The sequence below is a fragment of the Dyella jejuensis genome (genome assembly GCF_044904675.1).
Taxonomy (GTDB): Bacteria; Pseudomonadota; Gammaproteobacteria; order Xanthomonadales; family Rhodanobacteraceae; genus Dyella_B; species Dyella_B jejuensis.
Genome location: NZ_JADIKJ010000015.1, coordinates 159,931 through 178,044 on the forward strand (window position 1 = coordinate 159,931; position 18,114 = coordinate 178,044).

Below are 18,114 nucleotides of genomic sequence, written 5' to 3' on the forward strand. Positions count from 1 at the left end.
CACGCCCACTGCTTCGGCCTGCCTGTCTTGCCGGCCGAAGATCCGAAAATCAGGCTGGACCTATGCCGGTCGGCGTGCATTATTGCTTTGTCAATCGATCCGCGCGCGGCAGTCAATGCATGGCTTGCGTCCAGACCATTCCGTAGCGGCGTGTGATCGCTTGGCCGGCACTTGGCAATGGGCAGTGATCAACCACCCGCGGCGGAATGCTCCTTGACGGCTTCGAGCATGTCCGGCGGCGACAGATAGCCACCGATCAAGGTGCCGTCCTCGGCATAGACCGCCGGCGTACCGGTGACGCCGAGCTTCAGTCCCAGGTCGAACTGGTCCTTGACCGGATTCTTGCAGGTGGCTGCCTTCACTTCGCCGCCTTTCTTGGCGGCGGTGAACGCATCGTTGCGATCGGCCGAACACCAGATCGAGACCATCTCCTTGTAGGTGGCGGTAGGCTTGCCGTCGTCGCCAGTCACGCCGGCGCGCGGCCATGCCAGATACTGCACGGCAATGCCTTCCTTGTTGAGCGCACCGATTTCCCCGTGCAGTACACGGCAATACGGACAGGTGACGTCGGTAAACACGGTCACCGTGTATTTGGGATGTTCGGGCGCAAACACGATGCGATCGGACACCGGCACCTTCGCCAGCTCGGTCTTGCGATAGGTCGCCCAGGCGTCGTCGGTGAGGCTGATGCCCTTGGACGCATCGATCAGGTCGCCGTTCAATACGTACTTGCCGTCGCCGCTGACGTAGACCAGGTGCCCGGAGGCGATCACCTGGTAGAAACCGGGCAGCGGCGCGGGCGTAACCTGCTCGATGGTCGCCTTGGGCACCAGCCGCAGAACGGTCTGCCGCACGACGTTTTCGGGTGTGGCCGCCGCTGGCGGCGGCACTGAAACCGTCGCCCCGGCGAACACGACGCCCACCTGGGCCGCGAGCAAGCCGGCGCACAGTTTCATCCAGACATTCTTCGACATCACGACCTCGCTGCTGCGGCGTCGCTCGGGATCACGCGCCGGGGGAATCGAGCGAGTATCGCATACCGATCGTAAATGACTGTTTACGGCTACCCGCGCGGATGGTGCTGGGCATGCAGCCGTTTCAGTCCCTCCTTGGCGACCAGCGTATAAATCTGCGTGGTGCTCAGCGCACTATGTCCGAGCAGCATCTGCAAGGCACGCAAATCGGCGCCATGGTTCAACAGGTGGGTGGCGAAGGAGTGCCGCAGCACATGCGGTGAAATGCGCTTGGCATGGATGCCTACCGAGGCGGCATAGCGCTTGACCAGGGTCCAGAACATCTGGCGCGTCATGCCTTCGCCGCGCTTGCTGAGAAACAATGCCGGCGGCTGCCGCCCTTTGGCGAGCGCGGGACGGGCCTGCGCGAGATAGGCCTGGATACGTTCGAGCGCAACCTCGCCCACGGGCACCAGGCGATCCTTGCCACCCTTGCCGGTGACGCGCAGCACGCCCTGGCGCGGATTCAACGCCGCCAGCGGCAATTCGACCAGTTCGGAGACGCGCAGGCCCGAGGCATACATCAGTTCGAACATGGCGCGGTCGCGCAGGCCCAGCGTGGTGGCGACGTCGGGCGCATCGAGCAGGCCTTCGATCTCGCGCTCGGCCAGCGCCTTGGGCAAGCTGCGCGGCATCCGGGGGCGTTCGATCAGCAAGGTGGGATCATCGAAACCCGGTTCATCGCGCACCACCGACGTGTAGAAGCGACGGAACGCCGATTGCCGCCGCGCCATCGAACGCACGGCCACCGGCTGCGAGCCATGGAAGGCGGAAAGATCTTCGCGGCGCGCGGTGCGCAGGCTGCGGCCGCGGCCGGCAAGCCAGCGCGACAGTGCTTCCAGGTCGCGCCGATAAGCCTCCAGCGTGCGCGCGGCCAGCCCATCCTCCGACCAGACACGCTCGATAAAGGCGGCGATTTGTTGCGCATCGGCCGCGGTGACAGTGGCCGGCCCGTCAAGCGGCGGCTCTTTACGTGTACTCGCTTTCATGCGCACGATGCTGGGCATTGCGCAGACACCTTGCAAGCATCCGATGACACACGCGACAACGAGCACCGCCGTTTGCCCACTCTGGCGACGATTGATCGCCCTGCTCTACGACATGGTGGCGATACTGGCGATCGTCATGGTGGTAGGCCTGCTCTGCCAGCTGGCCACGCAAGGGCAATTGATCACGGGCGGTGCCCAAGTGCATATCGCTTGGTGGTACCAGCCGTTGCAGGCGCTGGTGGTCGCGGCGTATTTCCTGGTGTCGTGGCGGCGCGGCGGCCAGACGCTGGGCATGCGACCCTGGCGGATCCGGCTGATCGCACGCAACGGTTCTTTGCTGACGCTAAAGCAGGCATGGCTGCGCCTGCTGGTGGCCGCCTTGCCGCTGTTGCTGTTGCTGCTGGCGCCCAGGTTCGGCCTGCGGGTGGCCGGCTGGACGGTGGTAGCGGCCTGGATCGTCTGGTTTGGCGTGGCGCTGTTCGATCCGCGCCGCCGCAGCATTCCTGACCTGGCGGCAGGTACCGAGATCCGCCGCGATTAGGGCCCTACCGCCGAGCGCGGGCAATCATACGAACCAACCTGTTGATTCATAAGGAATCAAAGGCCTGCCGCATTGCAGCATCCGTGGCCGTAACCGGGTATCATGCAGGCTTTGGATCATCGGTTCCGCCCACCATGCTCTACCAACTCCACGAATGGCAGCGCGCCTTCCTCGGCCCGCTCAGTCACTATGCCGAGGCAAGCGCCCGCCTGCTCACCGATCCCAGCAGCCCGCTGGCCCACCTGCCCGGCGCGCAGCGCATGGCGGCCGGCTACGAGCTGATCCACCGCATCGGCAAGGATTATGAAAAGCCGGCCTTCGGCATCCATAGCGTGGAGGCGCACGGCAACCAGATCGCCATCGTCGAGCGCGTCGACCTGGAAACACCGTTCTGCCAGCTGCGCCGCTTCAAGCGCTTCAGCGACGATCCGCAAACCATCGAGAAGATGAAATCCGAACCGGTGGTGCTGGTCGTAGCCCCTCTTTCGGGCCACCACTCCACTTTGCTGCGCGACACCGTGCGCACGTTGTTGCTCGACCACAAGGTCTACATCACCGACTGGATCGACGCACGCATGATCCCGACCGCGGCCGGCCCGTTCCATCTGGACGACTACGTCGCGACCATCGAGCAATTCATCCGCCACCTCGGCGCCGAGTCGCTGCATGTGGTCTCGGTATGCCAGCCGACCGTGCCGGTGCTGGCGGCGATTTCGCTGATGGCGGCGCGCGGCGAAGCCACGCCGCGCAGCATGACCATGATGGGCGGTCCGATCGATCCGCGCCGCAGCCCCACCCAGGTCAACAACCTCGCCACCACCCAGCCGCTGAGCTGGTTCACCGGCAACGTCATCCACACCGTGCCAGCCAACTATCCCGGCCACGGCCGCGAGGTCTACCCGGGCTTCCTGCAACATGCCGGCTTCATTGCGATGAACCCCAGCCGCCACCTCAACTCGCACTGGGATTTCTACCTCAACCTGCTGCGCGGCGACCTGGACGATGCGCAGACGCATCGCAAGTTCTACGACGAATACAACGCCGTGCTGGACATGCCGGCCGAGTATTACCTGGACACCATCAGCACCGTGTTCCAGCAGTTCCTGCTGCCGCGCGGGCTGTGGGAAGTGAACGGCGAGCGCGTGGATCCATCGTCCATCAAGCGCACCAGCCTGCTCACCATCGAAGGCGAGCTGGACGATATCTCCGGCATCGGCCAGACCGAAGCCGCGCACGATCTTTGCACCGGCATTCCGGCATCGCGCCGCGCTCACCGGATGATCCAGGGCGCCGGCCACTATGGCATTTTCAGCGGCCGACGCTGGCGCGAAACGGTGTATCCGCAAGTGCGGGATTTCATCCGCCGCTCGGAACTCGCGCTGGTGTCCAAACAGGCCTGAACCTCCAGGACGCCATCCGCAGGCCGGGTCAGCGCCGGCCTGCGTTGCGGTGACCGGGGCTTACGCGAAGAAGCGCTTGAACGCTTCGATCACGTGTGTCACGCCGGCATCGTCGATATCCAGATGCGTCACCAGGCGCAGCGTCGGCAGATAGCCGATGCTGATGCGGATCGATGCCGCGCGCAGGTGCGCATCGAGTTCGCGCAGGCGCGCCGCCGGCACATCCACGAACACCATGTTCGTATGCGATCCGAGCAGGCGGACGCCCGGCACATCGCGCAGGCCTTCGGCCAGCCGCGCCGCGCGCGCGTGATCGTCCGCCAGGCGCGCGACGTGATGATCCAGCGCGTGCAGGCAGGCCGCCGCCAGCATGCCCGCCTGACGCCAGCCGCCGCCGGCCACCTTGCGCCAGCGGCGCGCCTTGTCGATCAGCGCAGCGGAACCCACCAGTACGGAACCCACCGGCGCACCAAGCCCCTTGGACAAGCACACCGACACGCTATCGAAGCACTGCGCAATCTCGCGCGCCGGCACTTGCATGGCAACGGCCGCGTTGTAGAGCCGGGCGCCATCCAGATGCAATGCCAGCTTGCGTTCCTGTGCAAACGCCTGCGCGGCGCGCAGGTAATCGAGCGGCAGGACGCGACCGTGCCAGGTGTTCTCCAACGCCAGCAGGCGCGTGCGCGCGAAATGCGGATCGATCGGCTTGATCGCCGCCGCGACCTGGTCCAGCGGCAGCGAGCCGTCGGCATCGTGCGCGACAGGTTGCGGCTGGATCGAACCGAGCACTGCCGCGCCGCCGCCTTCGAATTTATACGTATGCGCATCGGCACCGACGATGTATTCGTCGCCGCGCTCGCAGTGCGCCATCAGCGCCAGCAAGTTGGATTGCGTACCGGATGGAACGAACAGGCCGGCCTCGAAGCCGAGATCGCCGGCAAGGCGCTGCTGCAGCGCGTTGACCGTGGGATCTTCGCCGTAGACGTCATCGCCGACCTCAGCATCCAGCATGGCGGCGCGCATGGCCGCTGTCGGCCGGGTCACCGTGTCGCTGCGCAGATCGACCCATTCCATGACGTACCTCTATGAGCTTGTGAAGGAATACGCCACTTTGCCGTCCATGCCCGCGCTCGGCAAGCATTACGGAGCGCTGATCGCCGCTCGCCATGACGCCGGTGGCAGGATCGCGAACAGCCCTTCGCGCTTCACGCGGCGGGCCAGCCGCAACAGCGCATCGTCCCGGGTCAGCAAGGCCACGGCTCCAGCCTGCCGCGCCAATTGCAGGAATTTCTGGTCGTCGGGATCGCGGCAGCGCGGCAGGCCCAGGTCGTGCGAACTGGTGGCATCCGGCAACGTCAGGCACCGGACATGCGTATCGAAAAGCACGGCGGCATGCATGCGCCGGTCTTCGCTCAAACACAGCTGCGGATAGGACAGCACGGCTTGCCACTCCGTCCGGCAATCGTCGCGCGTCACCGCCTGGATCTGGCGGCCGCTCATGGCGGCAAGCAATGATGCGCAGGCCGGATCGTCGAATACGAACAGATCCAGGCACACATTCGTATCCAGTACATAGCGAGGCAACGCGGGCGACATCGCGTCGCCCGTATCACGCATGCTTGCGGAAATAGAGCCAGGCCACGGCCACCAGCAGCAGCGCCGGCAGTACGTTCGCCAGCAAGGGCGGAATGCCGTACACGGTGCCGAAGCTCACGATCGCCTTCTGCACGAAATACCAGCCGATCGCCAGGATCATGCCCATGAAGATGCGCTTGCCCAGTCCACCGGAGCGCAAGGCGCCGAACGCGAACGGCATGGCGCATAACACCAGCACCAGCACGTTGAGCGGATACATCACGCGGCTCCACAGCGGAATCTCGTAAGGCTTGGTGTTTTCGCCGTTCTTCTTCTTGTAGTCGATGATGTGCTGCAAGTCGCGAATGGCCAGGTACTGCGGCTGCACCAGCGATTGCTGCAATATTTCAGGATCGAGCCGGGAATCCCAGCGCTCGCTGGTAAAGGTCTGGCTATGCACGCCGCTGTCGTCCAGCGTGGTGCTGCGCACATGGTCCAGCACCCATTGCTTGCCGACCTGCTCGGCGGTGTTGGCCTGTTCGAAGCGACTCAGTTGCTGGCCATCCGGGGTGAGCGTGAACACGCGCACATCGATCAATTGCACGAAGGAATGATCTCCCACCGTGCGCAGCGTGCTGTTCTTGGCATTGATGATGCGTTCGCCATCGCGCGCCCACAGGCCGCTGCTGGTCAGGCCCAGATTGCCGCCGGAACGCAAGCGCAACTGCAATGCCTGGGCCTGCTGGTCGCCCCACGGGCCGACCGTTTCGCCCATGACGACAACGCCGGCGATCAGCACCGCCACGATACCGACCGCCGACACGGCAATGCGCAGGCGCGACATGCCCGCCGCGCGCAGCGCCGTCAGTTCGCCGGTGGAAGCAAGGCCACCGAGGCCGAGCAGGCCGCCGATCAGCGCGGCAAAGCTGAACATCTCGTACATGCGGCGAGGAATCGTCACCACCACATAGAAGATCGCGTTGCTCAACGTGTAACCGTTGCGCCCGATAAAACCGAGCTGGCGCACGAACTGCATCATGGCATCCAGGCCGATCAGCACCAGCCACACCAGCAACATGGAGCCGAGCACGGTCACGCCGATCAGCCAGTCCACGCGCTTGATCCGCAAGCTCGCCATCATGCCCTCGCCTTGCGCTGCGTGCGCGGCACATAGTGACTGCGGAAAATCCAGGCAGCGATCGCGAACAACGCAAGGCTCAGCAGCCACATCGGCGTCGCGTGATGCCAGTGGCCCTTGGCCAGCTGGCCGCGGCACAGGGCCAGCAGGTTGTAATACAGGAAGAACCCGAGCACGGCGACCAGCATGCGTCCATAACGCGGTTCGCGCGGGGTCTGGCGCGACAGCGGCATGGCCAGCATCAGCAGGGCAAGCGTCATCAGCGGCACCACCGTGCGCCAGGCGAACTCGGCGCGCGCGTCGGGCGTGACGTTTTTCATCAGGTCGATCATGTCCAGATTATGGATCGGGTCGGTCTGGTCGTCGGACTGGATCGTCGACAGCGCGCTGTCGTTGCGCTCGTATTGCATGCGGCGCCAGTTGTCGGCGCCCAGCGGGATCTCGTATTGCCAGCCCTTATACAGCGCCAGGTAGCGGTTGCTGCCATCGCTGTTGGAATACAGGTGGCCGCGCTTGCCGGTCGCCATCTTCATCACCAGGCTGCCGTCCTTGTTGGTACGTTCGGCCGCCAGGAAGGTGTTGCCGAGTTCCTGGCCGTCCCGGCTCAGGTAATCGACCAGGATGATGCCGCCCTTGCCGGGCAGCTCGGTGAAGCGGCCGGCGTCGAGTCCGGCGGCGATGATCGAGCGGTTGGCGGCGGCGACCAGATCATCGGAGGTGCGCGAGGCCAGCGGCCCCAGCCACATCGACACCATGCTCACCAGTGCGATCATGACCACCGCGATGATCGCCATCGGCCGCAGCAAGCCGGCCATGCCCATGCCCGAGGAAGAAAGCACGTGCATCTCGCTCTCGCGGTACATGCGCCCGAACGATTGCAGCACGCCCAGGAAGCCCGCCAGCGGCAGCATGCTGGAAAGGCTGTCGACCATGTTCAGGCCCAGCACCTGGAACATCACGCTGGCCGGGAAGCTGCCCTTGGCCACTTGCTCCAGCACGTGCGCGAACGAGGTGCCGGCCATGATCACCAGCAGCACGATGACGGTGGCGCCTACGGTCTGGCCAAGCTCGCGCAGGAAGTATCGGTCTAGGATGCTCAGCATGCGATAGAATCGTGGGTTCCATGCCCTTCGCCATGGAAGGGGCAAACCCTAAGTCTAGCCGGTTCGACGCAGGCCGGCCTCCCGCAGGAACTTGATGATGACGCTTCAATTCAGCCTCGGCTCCGCCGCCCCCGAAACCGTCGACACCCCTTGCATCGTCGTCGGCGTCTATGAAAATGGCCTGCTCACCAGCGCGGCCGCGCGCGTGGACAGCGCCGCCGGCGGTGCGATCAAGCGCCAGGTGGAAAGCGGCGATATCAACGGCAAGGCTTGCAGCACCACCGTGCTGTTCGCGCCCGAGGGCGTGCATGCCAAGCGCGTGCTGGTGGTGGGGCTGGGCGCGCAGAAAAGCTTCGACGCCGCGCGCTTCCAGAAAATAAACCTCGAAGCCGTGCGTGCGCTGGCGCGCCTGCCGATCGACAGCGCCGTCTCGTTCCTGGCCGAAGTGGACGTGCCCGGCCGCGATGCCACCTGGCGCGTGCGCACCGCCGCGCTGGCTGCCGACTATTCGGCCTATCGCTATACCGCCACCTTCAAGCCGCGCGAAAAGTCCACGCAGCCCGAACTGGGCCAGCTGATGTTTGCCGGCGCCGATGACGCGCAGGCGGGCATCGACCAGGCTGCCGCGATCGCCGAAGGCGTGCGCTTCGCGCGCGAGCTGGCGAACCTGCCGCCGAACATCTGCAACCCTGCCTACATCGCCGAACAGGCAAGCCAATTCGCCGAATCGCAGGAGCAGGTCAGCTGCAAGGTGCTCGACCATGAGGAAATGGCCACGCTCGGCTTCGGCTCGCTGCTCGCGGTCGGCCGCGGCTCGGCCAACAAGCCCAAGCTGGTGGTGCTCCAATACAAGGGCGGTGCGGCCGATGAAAAGCCCTATGCCTTGGTCGGCAAGGGCATCACCTTCGATACCGGCGGCATCAGCTTGAAGCCCGGCCCGGGCATGGAAGAAATGAAGTTCGACATGGGCGGTGCGGCCGGCGTGCTCGGCGCGTTCGTGTCGGCGGTGAAGATGGGCCTGAAACTCAATCTTGTGTGCGTGGTGCCGGCGGTGGAAAACATGCCCGACGGCGATAGCTACCGCCCCGGCGACGTACTCACCAGCCTGTCCGGCATCACCATCGAAGTGCTCAACACCGATGCCGAAGGCCGCCTGATCCTGTGCGACGCGCTCACCTATACCGCGCAGACCTTCCAGCCACGGACGCTGATCGACGCGGCGACGCTCACCGGCGCCTGCGTGATCGCCCTGGGCAAGCACGCCAGCGGCCTGATGAGCAAGCACGACGACCTGGCCGAAGAACTGCTCAGCGCCGGCGAAAACACGCTCGACCGCGCCTGGCGCCTACCGCTGTGGGATGACTACCAGGTCCAGCTCGACTCCGGTTTCGCCGACGTCGCCAACATCGGCGGCAAGAACGCTGGCGCGATCACCGCCGGCTGCTTCCTTTCGCGCTTCACCGAAGGTCAGCGCTGGGCACATCTGGATATCGCCGGCACGGCCTGGGACGAAGGCCGCAAGGGCCTGGCTACCGGTCGCCCGGTAGCGCTGCTGGCGCAGTGGCTGATCGATCGCGCCGGAGGCCAGGACTAAGCCGATCGCCGTCGCGAAGGATCAAAGCCGGCGGGCTTCGTGCCGTGCTTTTTATCCTTCGCGGTTCGCGCCTGGTTTCCAGCTGCCATGCCCCGCGCCGATTTCTACCTGATCGCCAAACCGCGCTTCAGCGCACAGCCACTGCTGCTCGTATGCGAACTGGCGCGCAAGGCCTTCGCCGCGCAGCAATCGGTGCTGGTGCTGACCCGCGACTTCGCGCAGGCCGAAGCACTTGACGAACTGCTGTGGGCCTTCGACGAAGACGCCTACATTCCGCACCAGCTGGCCGGCGATGATGATGACGAACGTACGGCGGTGCTGATCGTGCCGCCAGGCGTCGATTCGCCGGTGCGCCCGTTGACGATCAACCTGCGCGAGCAATGCCCGCAAAACTACGGCGATCGCGTGCTGGAAGTGGTCGCCGCCGATCCGGCCGAACGCGACGGATCGCGCTTGCGCTGGCGCGAATACCAGCGCCTGGGTTTCGAAGTAAACAAGTTCGACATGTGACCCGCACAGCCGCGGCATGGCGGCTATCCAGCCGGTGGCCGGCGGAAGCGCTGTCTGTTATCGGGCCGATCCATGGCCTCCCATGCCCGCCTCAGAAACGTTGCACGCCGGCTTCGCGGCATTCACCGACCGACTTGCTCGCTGCCGCGGCGCCCGCCTGATCGCCGGCATGCAGGCGAACCTCGACCACGGTCTGCCAGTTGCGCGCGCATAGCGGTCCCTGTCTGGAGCCCAGCGACCAGGATTGCCGGGCGAGCTTTTCGGCTTGATCGAAGTTATCCATATAGATGGCCAATTCGGCCCGATCCTGCAATACGTCGGGCGAGTCCGGGCTGCGCTTCAGGGCCTGGTCCAGCTTGGCGGCAGCAGCATCGAACTGACCGTTGCGCTCGTCATTGCGCGCGGCCTCCTGCAAGGCGGTGATGCCCGGGTCGACCAGCGGATGCACGTTGATCACGGATTTATCGCGCTCACCCGCGGCCTGGATCTCGGCCACCATCGCCGCGTTGGATTTCGACGGCGGCTTGGGCGCTTCGGGCGCAGGCTGGGCGCAGGCAGCCAGCAAGGCGGCGAGTGCCACGGGCACGGCAGGACGGAAAACACGGGACGAAGGAAACGACATGCTCATTCTCGGGTGGTAGCAGTGGTGGCTGACGGTGCGGTGGCCGAAGGCGCTGGCGCGCCCTGGCCGGAGCCGAACAGATTACCGATCTTTTGCCAGAAACACCCTTCCGAATCGCTCGGCAGCGAACCGGCGATCACCGGCACCTGCTTCGCGCCCTGGCATTGCGGGTCGCTGCGCTTGCCATCGGCGGGGTTGATCCAGGCCATTTCCAGTCCTTCGCCCGGTGCCGCCGAAAGCGGTACCGTGGGCAGCTTGCGGAACAGTTCCTGCCAGGCGCGCAAGGCTCCGGTGGCGCCGAACAGGTGGCTGGGCTTGTTGTCGTCGCGGCCCATCCAGAACACGGCGAGCCGATCGCCGGTAAAGCCCGCGAACCAGCTATCGCGCAGATCGTTGCTGGTACCGGTCTTGCCGGCGGCATGCAGCCAGGCCAGGCTCGATTGGGCCAGGGCATGCGCCGTGCCGTAAGTGGTGACCTGCTGCATCGCCCAGGTCACCAGCCGCACTGCCGGCTGATATTCGCCTTGTCCACTTTGCACTTCGTAGCGCTTGATGGTGCGGCCATTGCTGTCGACCACGCCGCTCACCGCAAGCAGCGGCAGCGCGTGTCCATCGGCAGCCAGGTATTGATACAGCTGCGCCACCTGGATCGGCGCCAGGTCGATCGCACCGATCAGCAAGGAAGGCCCCGGCTGGATGGTGGTCAGTCCAAACGAATCGAGGAACGCCTTGATGCGCGGCACGCCCACCTCCAGCCCCAGATGGATAGTGGCGAGATTCCACGAGTACGCCAGGGCATCCACCATCGGCACCATGCCGTGGCTCTGGTCGTCGTCGTTATGCGGCGTCCAGGGCGTGCCATCGGGTTGCCGCATGCTGATCGGCGAATCGTCCAGTTCAGTGGCGAGGTTCCAGCGCTGCGGCTGGGTCAGCGCCACGAGGTAGACGAAGGGCTTGATCGTCGAGCCGATCGGGCGCTGCGCATCCAGGGCGCGGTTGAAACCCTGGTCGCCGGCGAACTTGCTGCCGACGACGGCGAGCACGCTGCCGGTTTTCGAATCCGTCACCACCGCCGCGGCCTGCGTGTCATCGCCGCGCTTGCCCAGGTTCTTGATCGCGCTATCGATCGCCTGCTCGGTGTAGAGCTGCGCGGCCGGGTCGAGCGTGGTGAAGATCGACAGGTTGCCCTGTTGCAGGGTTTCCTCGTCGAAGTCGTTGGTGATCTGCGCACGTACCAGTTGCATGAACGCGGGAAAGCGGTCGTGCGGCAACTGGCCATCGGCAATCACGCCCAGCGGCGCGGCTTGCGCGGCGCGCGCCTGCGGCTCAGTCAGCAGCCCGGTACCGGCGAATTGGTCGAGCACCAGGTTGCGGCGCGCCAATGCACGATCCGGATAACGGCGCGGATCGTACTGGCTCGGGCCTTTCACCAGGCCCACCAGCAAGGCGATTTCCTGCGGGCGCAGGTATTCCAGGCGACGGCCAAAGTAGAATTCCGACGCGGCGGCAAAGCCGCGTACCGCCTGGTTGCCTTGCTGGCCGAGAAACACCTCGTTGATATATGCCTCGAGGATGCGCGCCTTGCTGTAATGCATTTCCAGCAGCACCGACATCAGCGCCTCGTTCAACTTGCGCCCCATGGTCTGGTCGCGGCTGAGGAACAGATTGCGTATCAGCTGTTGGGTGAGCGTCGAAGCGCCCTGCACCGTATGGCCCGCGCGCAGGTCGGCAAACGCGGCGCGCACGATGGCGCCGAAATCGATGCCGATGTGATGTTTGAAGTCGCGATCTTCCACCGCCTGCAAACCGCCCACCAGCAAGGGCGGAACGTCGTTCAACTGCACGATGCGGCGATCCTCCTGCTTGGCGCCGTACACGGTGGCGATGCGCGCCGGATCCAGGTGCGTTTCGCGCAGCACTTTATCCACGCCCAGGTCGGTGACCGATTGCACCACGCCCTGGCCCAGCGCCACGCGGATGTGCTTGGGCAACTCGCCACCATCCGGGCCGGCGTAACCGCGCGAGGAAATAAAATACGCGCTGCCTTGCCTGGCCCAGCTGCCCGGTACCTCACCGCGACCATCGGCGACGTAACCGGAAAAGGTCAGTTCCACTTCGAGCGCGGCGGGCGTCATCGGCACCCCGGCCGCGAGGCGCAGCGGCTGCGAATAGATCCGCGTCGGCACGGCGAACACGAGGTCGTTGAAACGGTTCTGCACCCGCTGGTTGAGGATCAGCGCATACGGCAACACGAAACCGAAGAACAGGCCCGTGCAGATCCAGAAGGGAATGCGCAGCCATGGCCAGCATGCGCTTGCGATCGATCGAATTCGGTTCAGAAAGTCCAACGCGACGGTATCCAGTGAAAGGGAGAGTTGGAGCGAAGTGCCCGGATCATAGGGCGCGGCACCCGGCGGCGGGATGAATGCAGGCCGCCGCAAAATGGCGTGGTGCGGCCGCTTTGCGGCGCTTGCGCAGGCGATTCACGCCGGCGCTTGCCAGCACTCGGCGTCCGGCTGGAAGGGACGCGGATGGATGCCGAGCAAAGTAGTCACTTCGGTGTTGTCGGCAATCAGATCGGCTTCCAGGCGGCTCAGCGGTCCGCGCAGGCGCCCCACGCCATGGCGAGCCAGCCGCAGCAGCCATGCCGGCAGCGGCAGCGGCAAGGTGTCCACCGGCAGGCTGCGGCGTACCCGCGCGAACATGTCGCTTGCCGGCAGGCGCTCGCCGCCGCCAATGGCGAAGATCCGGCCTGCCGCAGCGGGCGTATCGAGCGCGGCCAAGGCCGCATACGCCAGGTCCTGCGCGTGCACCGGTTGACGCAACCCGGGACCGGCCGGCAACGGGAACACCCGCGTGCGCATGGCGCGGCGAGCGATCGGCGTAAGACTTTTGTCGAGTCCCGCCCCATAGATCAGCGTGGGCCGGAGAATCGTCCAATCACTGCCGTGTTTGGCGCACGCCGCGGCCAGGGCCTGTTCGCCATCGCGCAACTGGCGAGAGATCTCGCGCTCCGCCGGCACCGCCGATGTACGCTTGGTTTGTGCACTCATCGAACTGGTGGCGATGATGCGCGGCGCATGCGGCAGGTTGGCGCGATCAAGCCATTCGGCAAACGGCTGGAGCGGTCCGAAGCTGAAAACCGCCGACACGTCCTGCATTGCCGGTACAGCGCCGGGCAGGTATCCGGACAGCCACGTCACGCCGCCATCCGGCGCACGCGCAGAGCGACTCAATGCGACAACCGGTTCATCGCGCGCAGCAAGCAGGGGCAGCAGGTAATGCCCGATCTGGCTGCTGCCGCCAAAGACCAATACCGTCATCCACCGCCCTGCATACGTGCGGCCAGTTCCCTCACGCGCGGATCATCGGGCAACAACCGGCGTCCCTGTTCCAGCGACAGCGCGGCATTGTTGCGGTCGCCACTGTCCAGTTGCTGTTCGGCCTGGTCCAGCCACGCATACGCCAGGCGCTGGCGCGACGGCAGCAGACCGGCGTCGCCGGGCGCGAGGTTGCTGAGCGCATCGAACAAATTGCCCGCCTTGTTGAGATTGCCGCTGCTCAAGGCCTGATTGAACTGGTGTTGCACCAGGCCCGACAAACCCTGCAAACCCGCCAGCGCCTCCTGATTGTTGCCGTCGATGGCCAGCGCACCGCGATACAGGTCATATGCGCAATCCCCCGGCGGCGACATGATGTCGCCACGCGAGGCGGCCATTTTGGCCCGCCGCACCATATCCGCCACCTGGATTTGCTGCTGCGGGGTGATTGCGACGGGCGCCGCGGTCGTGGTGTCGTCCTGCTGGGCCGTGGTCGATTCGCCATCCGCCTGGCCCAGGCGCGCGCGCGCCGCGACCAGATCCGCCGAACCCGGCGCCAGCGTCGCCGCTTGTGCCAACAATGACCGCGCACGGTCGCTATCGTCGCTGTCGATCGCCGCATTCGCCTGCACGATCAGCGCTTCGGCTACCTGGCCGAGTCCGGCCTTGGCCTGGGCGCTGTCGGGATCGATCGCCAGCGCCGCCTTGAAACGCGCGAGCGCGGTATCGTTGCCCGCGCCATCGATGCGGCCGGCGCGCAAGGCATCGTTGCCCTGGCTGATCGCATCGTTCAACGTGCTGCTGGCCTGCACCTGCAACGCGGACAGCGAGGCGCGCAAGATCGGCAACTGCGAATAATTGGGCAGCAGCGCGGACAGGCGGTCGACGCCCGCCGACGCGGCAGCGACATCGTTCGCGCTCAACGCTTTCTGGATTTGCGCGGCCATGGCGTCGCCAACTTGATCGAGGCCATGCTGGGCGACGGCATTGTCCGGTTCGGCGGTGAGGACGCGCTGGTACAGCGCGGCGGCTCCCTCGGGGCCTTCCAGTTTGTTGTCGTTGAGCGCCTGTTGCGCCTGGGCGACCAGCGTATCGGTTTGCCCGTTGTTGACCTGGGCCTTGGCAATCGCCTGGGTAAGACGATCCACATCGCTGCCGCCGCCGAGCAGCTCGCGTGCATTGGTCAGCGCCTGCGATGCTTCATCCAGGTTGCCCGCGCGCAAGGCTGCGTCGGCACGCGAGATCTCCGCGCGGCCCACGTCATTGAGGCCTTGCCGCGCACTGTCGTTGTCCGGCTCCAGCGCGCGCGCCGCTTCGAACAGCTCGCGTGCGCTGGTACCGTCGGTGCCATCCAGGCGGCCTTGCTGCAAGGCGATCTGCGCGCGATGCAGGACGTCATCGAAATCCGTGCGCGGCACCAGACCGCGCAGGCTGCCCTGGTTGAACCACAACACCACGCCCGCGGCGATCACCACGATGAGCAGCACCGGCACCAGCCATCCGCGACCTTTGTGCTTATGCCTGTGCCTGCCGGCCGGTGGCGTAGCGCGCCGATAGTCCGGCTCCACCTTCATGCGGGGCAAATCGTCGTTCGGGGTCGCAGCCGGTTGCGGCCGATCCAGGCGATCGAGATCACCCAGTGTCGGTTCGGTACGGCCGGAATATCCAGGGTCGTTAGGATCGCGATTTCCGCTCATGACTCGTGAGCTAGCAGGTCAACAGCGGCAGCTTAACATTGCGGCCCATACCCGCGTGGAGGGCAGGATGTTGCGTTCAGGCTCGGGAACGGGGCAACCAAGGCATTCGACGGGGCATGGCATCTGGTGACACCCAGGCAACTAATCGCTCTTCCCCGGAGGTAAGGGTGCAACACGCACTCGCTCCTTTTCTCCGTCGGAGGGAAGGATGGAATGAGGGAACAATCTTGCAGGTCGTTGCCGGCGAGGCAGTGCTTTTGTGTGTTCCACGCAAGAGCCGCCCCTCACCCCAGCCCTCTCCCCAAAGAGGAGAGGAGGAAACGCGCTGCTTCTCCCCGTCGCAGGTCGTTGCCGGCGAGCAGTGCTTTTGTGTGTCCACGCAAGAACCGCCCCTCACCGCGCTCCGACTCTGCGCGCCTCCACCACATTGGGCAGGGCTGCCAGCCGATCCAGCAGCGTCGACAATTGCTCGAAATCCCGCACGCGCAAGGTGTAGCGCATCTCCACCTCGGCGGTGCGCGGGAACAGGCGGCTGGACGAAGCGATGATGCCGATGTTGGCATTGCTGATCACGCTCACCACATCCTTTTGCAGGCCCTTGCGGTCATAGCCGTTGAGCTGGATGGTCACTTCGTAGGCTTGCGCGGCGGCCTGTCCCCAGCTCACGTCGATGACCCGCTCCGGATCGCGCCGCGCCAGCCGCGCCAGGCTCGCGCAATTGGCACGGTGCACCGATACGCCCTTGGTGCGGGTAATGAACCCGCGCACCGGATCGCCGGGCAACGGCTGGCAGCAGCGCGCCAGCACGGTAAGCAGGTTGCCCACGCCTTCGATGCTGATGGCGCTGTGATCGAACACGGTCGGCCGCGCGGTGGTCGGCATGCTCGGCGCTTCCGCAGGCTGCTGCGATTCCTGCAGCACGCGCGCCACCTGGCCGGTGCTGATCTCTCCCAGCGCCAGCCCGACCAGCAGCTCATCGTGCGTCTGCAGGTTGAACAGCGCCGGCAGCTTGGCGAGATCGGCGTCCGCTATCGCCAGGCGCTTGAGCTCGCGCTCGAACAAAGCGCGGCCAGCAGCCAGGTTCGACTCATGCGCGCTACGACGGAACCACGCGCGCACCTTGTCGCGGGCCCGGCTGGTGTTGAGATAACCATGATGCACGGACAACCAGTCGCGGCTCGGCTCGGCCAGCTTGGCGGTGAGGATTTCCACCCGGTCGCCGCTGCGCGGCTGGTGCGTCAACGGCACGATGCGGCCATTGACCTTCGCGCCGCGACAGCGATGCCCCACTTCAGTATGCACGTGATAGGCGAAGTCGAGCACGGTCGCGCCATGCGGCATGTCGATCACTTCGCCCCTGGGCGTCAGCACGTAGACACGATCTTCGAGCAGTTCGGTCTGCAGGTCGGCGGCCAGTTCGCCATCGTCGTTGCGCGGCTCCAGCAGCTTGCGCATCCAGGCGATCTTGGCTTCGAAATCAGCATCGCCGCTGCCGCCTTCCTTGTAGCGCCAGTGCGCAGCCACGCCCAGTTCGTTGGCGCGATGCATATCGTGCGTGCGGATCTGCACTTCCAGCGTCTTGCCATGCGGACCGATCACCGCCGTGTGCAGCGAGCGATAACCATTGCTCTTGGGACGCGCCACGTAATCGTCGAACTCGCCCGGCAAGTGCGGCCACAGCGCATGCACCACGCCGAGCGCGGCATAGCAATCGGCCACGCTGTCGACCAGTACGCGCACGGCGCGGATATCGTAGAGGTCGGAAAATTCCAGCCCCTTGCGTTGCATCTTTTTCCAGATGGAGAAGATGTGCTTGGGACGACCCGCCAGGTCCGCATGGACATCCGCCGCGCGCAAGGCATCGCCCAGCTCGGCCAGCGCGTGCTTGATGAAGGCTTCGCGGTCGCCGCGGCGCTCATCCAGCAACTTGGCGATGCGGCGATAGGTATCCGGTTGCAGGTAGCGGAACGCCAGGTCTTCCAACTCCCACTTCAACTGCCAGATGCCGAGCCGGTTCGCCAGCGGCGAATGGATATCGCGGGTCAGGCGCGCCAATTCCTGCCGCTCGCCCTCGGGCAAGGTGCTGGCGGTACGCATGCGCGCCAATTGCCGCGTCAGCAAAATGAAGACCACGCGCAGGTCGCGAATGATCGCCAGCAACAGTCGGCGCAATCCTTCCGAGCCGCCTTCCGGCGGGCGCTGGGCATGCAGCGCCCACACCCGCTCGGCCGCAGCCTGCCCGGCGACCAGCCGCTGCAACGATTCCGGCAACGTAGCGGCGCGTTGTTCCCACACCAGCGGATGGGTGCGCGAGAGTTCGAACCACAACGCCGCGGCCTGCGTCTGCGCATCGCACCCAAGCATGGCGAGCAGGTCGAGCACATCGCCACACTCGCGTTCGTTGACCCCGTTGCGGGCACAAACCTCCAGGACGTCGGCCAGCACGGAGGGCAACGCGCCAGCTCGCGATTGCCACGCCGCCAAGTGCCCTGCAGCGGTGGTGGTGGCATGAACCATGATGCGGCGATTCCTGTGCGCCACGGCATAGGATCATGCCGTGCGTGGGATCAGCATAGCGCAACCCTGTGCCCGCTCCAGGGATGCTCTGATCA

The 18,114-nt window shown here is 65.4% G+C and carries 15 protein-coding genes; 4 read left to right on the forward strand and 11 right to left on the reverse strand.

What is annotated here, in order from left to right; genetic code table 11:
• Positions 1-188 precede the first annotated feature (188 nt).
• Together ISP15_RS13930 and xerD are read right to left on the reverse strand one after the other, a co-directional pair.
• Positions 189-974: a thioredoxin fold domain-containing protein gene (locus ISP15_RS13930; RefSeq protein ID WP_404548215.1), complete on the reverse strand. Its 786-nt coding sequence runs from the start codon at positions 972-974 to the stop codon at positions 189-191.
• An 89-nt stretch (positions 975-1,063) separates the two neighbouring features.
• On the reverse strand, positions 1,064-2,002 hold the full coding sequence (xerD, locus tag ISP15_RS13935; RefSeq protein WP_404548216.1) for a site-specific tyrosine recombinase XerD: 939 nt from the start codon (positions 2,000-2,002) through the stop codon (positions 1,064-1,066).
• 43 nt (positions 2,003-2,045) lie between these two features.
• On the opposite strand from xerD, the gene ISP15_RS13940 reads away from it, so the two are divergent.
• Both ISP15_RS13940 and ISP15_RS13945 read left to right on the forward strand, forming a co-directional pair.
• Positions 2,046-2,543, forward strand: a complete 498-nt coding sequence (locus ISP15_RS13940; RefSeq protein ID WP_404548217.1) for an RDD family protein — start codon at positions 2,046-2,048, stop codon at positions 2,541-2,543.
• A gap of 134 nt (positions 2,544-2,677) precedes the next feature.
• Positions 2,678-3,943 carry a polyhydroxyalkanoate depolymerase gene (locus ISP15_RS13945; protein WP_404548218.1) on the forward strand — a complete coding sequence of 422 codons (1,266 nt, stop codon included), beginning with the start codon at positions 2,678-2,680 and terminating at the stop codon, positions 3,941-3,943.
• A gap of 60 nt (positions 3,944-4,003) precedes the next feature.
• On the opposite strand, the gene ltaE is transcribed toward ISP15_RS13945, so the two are convergent.
• The 4 genes from ltaE to lptF all read right to left on the reverse strand — a co-directional run bounded on the left by ltaE (position 4,004) and on the right by lptF (position 7,759).
• Entirely contained in the window at positions 4,004-5,017 is a 1,014-nt protein-coding gene (gene ltaE / locus ISP15_RS13950) for a low-specificity L-threonine aldolase (protein ID WP_404548219.1), read from the reverse strand.
• 66 nt (positions 5,018-5,083) lie between these two features.
• On the reverse strand, positions 5,084-5,539 hold the full coding sequence (locus ISP15_RS13955; protein ID WP_404548220.1) for a putative toxin-antitoxin system toxin component, PIN family: 456 nt from the start codon (positions 5,537-5,539) through the stop codon (positions 5,084-5,086).
• 13 nt (positions 5,540-5,552) lie between these two features.
• Complete coding sequence (gene lptG, locus ISP15_RS13960) at positions 5,553-6,656, reverse strand: LPS export ABC transporter permease LptG (RefSeq protein ID WP_404548353.1); 1,104 nt, start codon at positions 6,654-6,656, stop codon at positions 5,553-5,555.
• Positions 6,656-7,759, reverse strand: coding sequence for an LPS export ABC transporter permease LptF (gene lptF / locus ISP15_RS13965; protein ID WP_404548221.1), 1,104 nt, complete (start codon positions 7,757-7,759; stop codon positions 6,656-6,658). Before lptF ends, lptG begins: the two co-directional genes overlap by 1 nt.
• Positions 7,760-7,856: 97 nt before the next feature.
• On the opposite strand from lptF, the gene ISP15_RS13970 reads away from it, so the two are divergent.
• Positions 7,857-9,353: a leucyl aminopeptidase gene (locus ISP15_RS13970; RefSeq protein ID WP_404548354.1), complete on the forward strand. Its 1,497-nt coding sequence runs from the start codon at positions 7,857-7,859 to the stop codon at positions 9,351-9,353.
• An 87-nt stretch (positions 9,354-9,440) separates the two neighbouring features.
• Positions 9,441-9,863 carry a DNA polymerase III subunit chi gene (locus tag ISP15_RS13975; RefSeq protein ID WP_404548223.1) on the forward strand — a complete coding sequence of 141 codons (423 nt, stop codon included), beginning with the start codon at positions 9,441-9,443 and terminating at the stop codon, positions 9,861-9,863.
• 91 nt (positions 9,864-9,954) lie between these two features.
• Here the strand turns inward: ISP15_RS13975 and ISP15_RS13980 are convergent, their stop codons facing one another.
• From ISP15_RS13980 to ISP15_RS14000, 5 genes are all read right to left on the reverse strand, one after another.
• A complete protein-coding gene (locus ISP15_RS13980) occupies positions 9,955-10,485 on the reverse strand; it encodes a tetratricopeptide repeat protein (protein WP_404548224.1) in 531 nt (176 codons plus the stop codon).
• A 2-nt stretch (positions 10,486-10,487) separates the two neighbouring features.
• Complete coding sequence (gene mrcB / locus ISP15_RS13985) at positions 10,488-12,833, reverse strand: penicillin-binding protein 1B (RefSeq protein ID WP_404548225.1); 2,346 nt, start codon at positions 12,831-12,833, stop codon at positions 10,488-10,490.
• 135 nt (positions 12,834-12,968) lie between these two features.
• Positions 12,969-13,808 carry an SDR family oxidoreductase gene (locus ISP15_RS13990; RefSeq protein WP_404548226.1) on the reverse strand — a complete coding sequence of 280 codons (840 nt, stop codon included), beginning with the start codon at positions 13,806-13,808 and terminating at the stop codon, positions 12,969-12,971.
• Positions 13,805-15,502 (reverse strand): tetratricopeptide repeat protein, encoded by a 1,698-nt coding sequence (locus ISP15_RS13995; RefSeq protein ID WP_404548227.1) that lies wholly within the window; start codon positions 15,500-15,502, stop codon positions 13,805-13,807. Before ISP15_RS13995 ends, ISP15_RS13990 begins: the two co-directional genes overlap by 4 nt.
• A gap of 393 nt (positions 15,503-15,895) precedes the next feature.
• Positions 15,896-18,019, reverse strand: a complete 2,124-nt coding sequence (locus tag ISP15_RS14000; protein WP_404548228.1) for a RelA/SpoT family protein — start codon at positions 18,017-18,019, stop codon at positions 15,896-15,898.
• Positions 18,020-18,114: the final 95 nt, after the last annotated feature.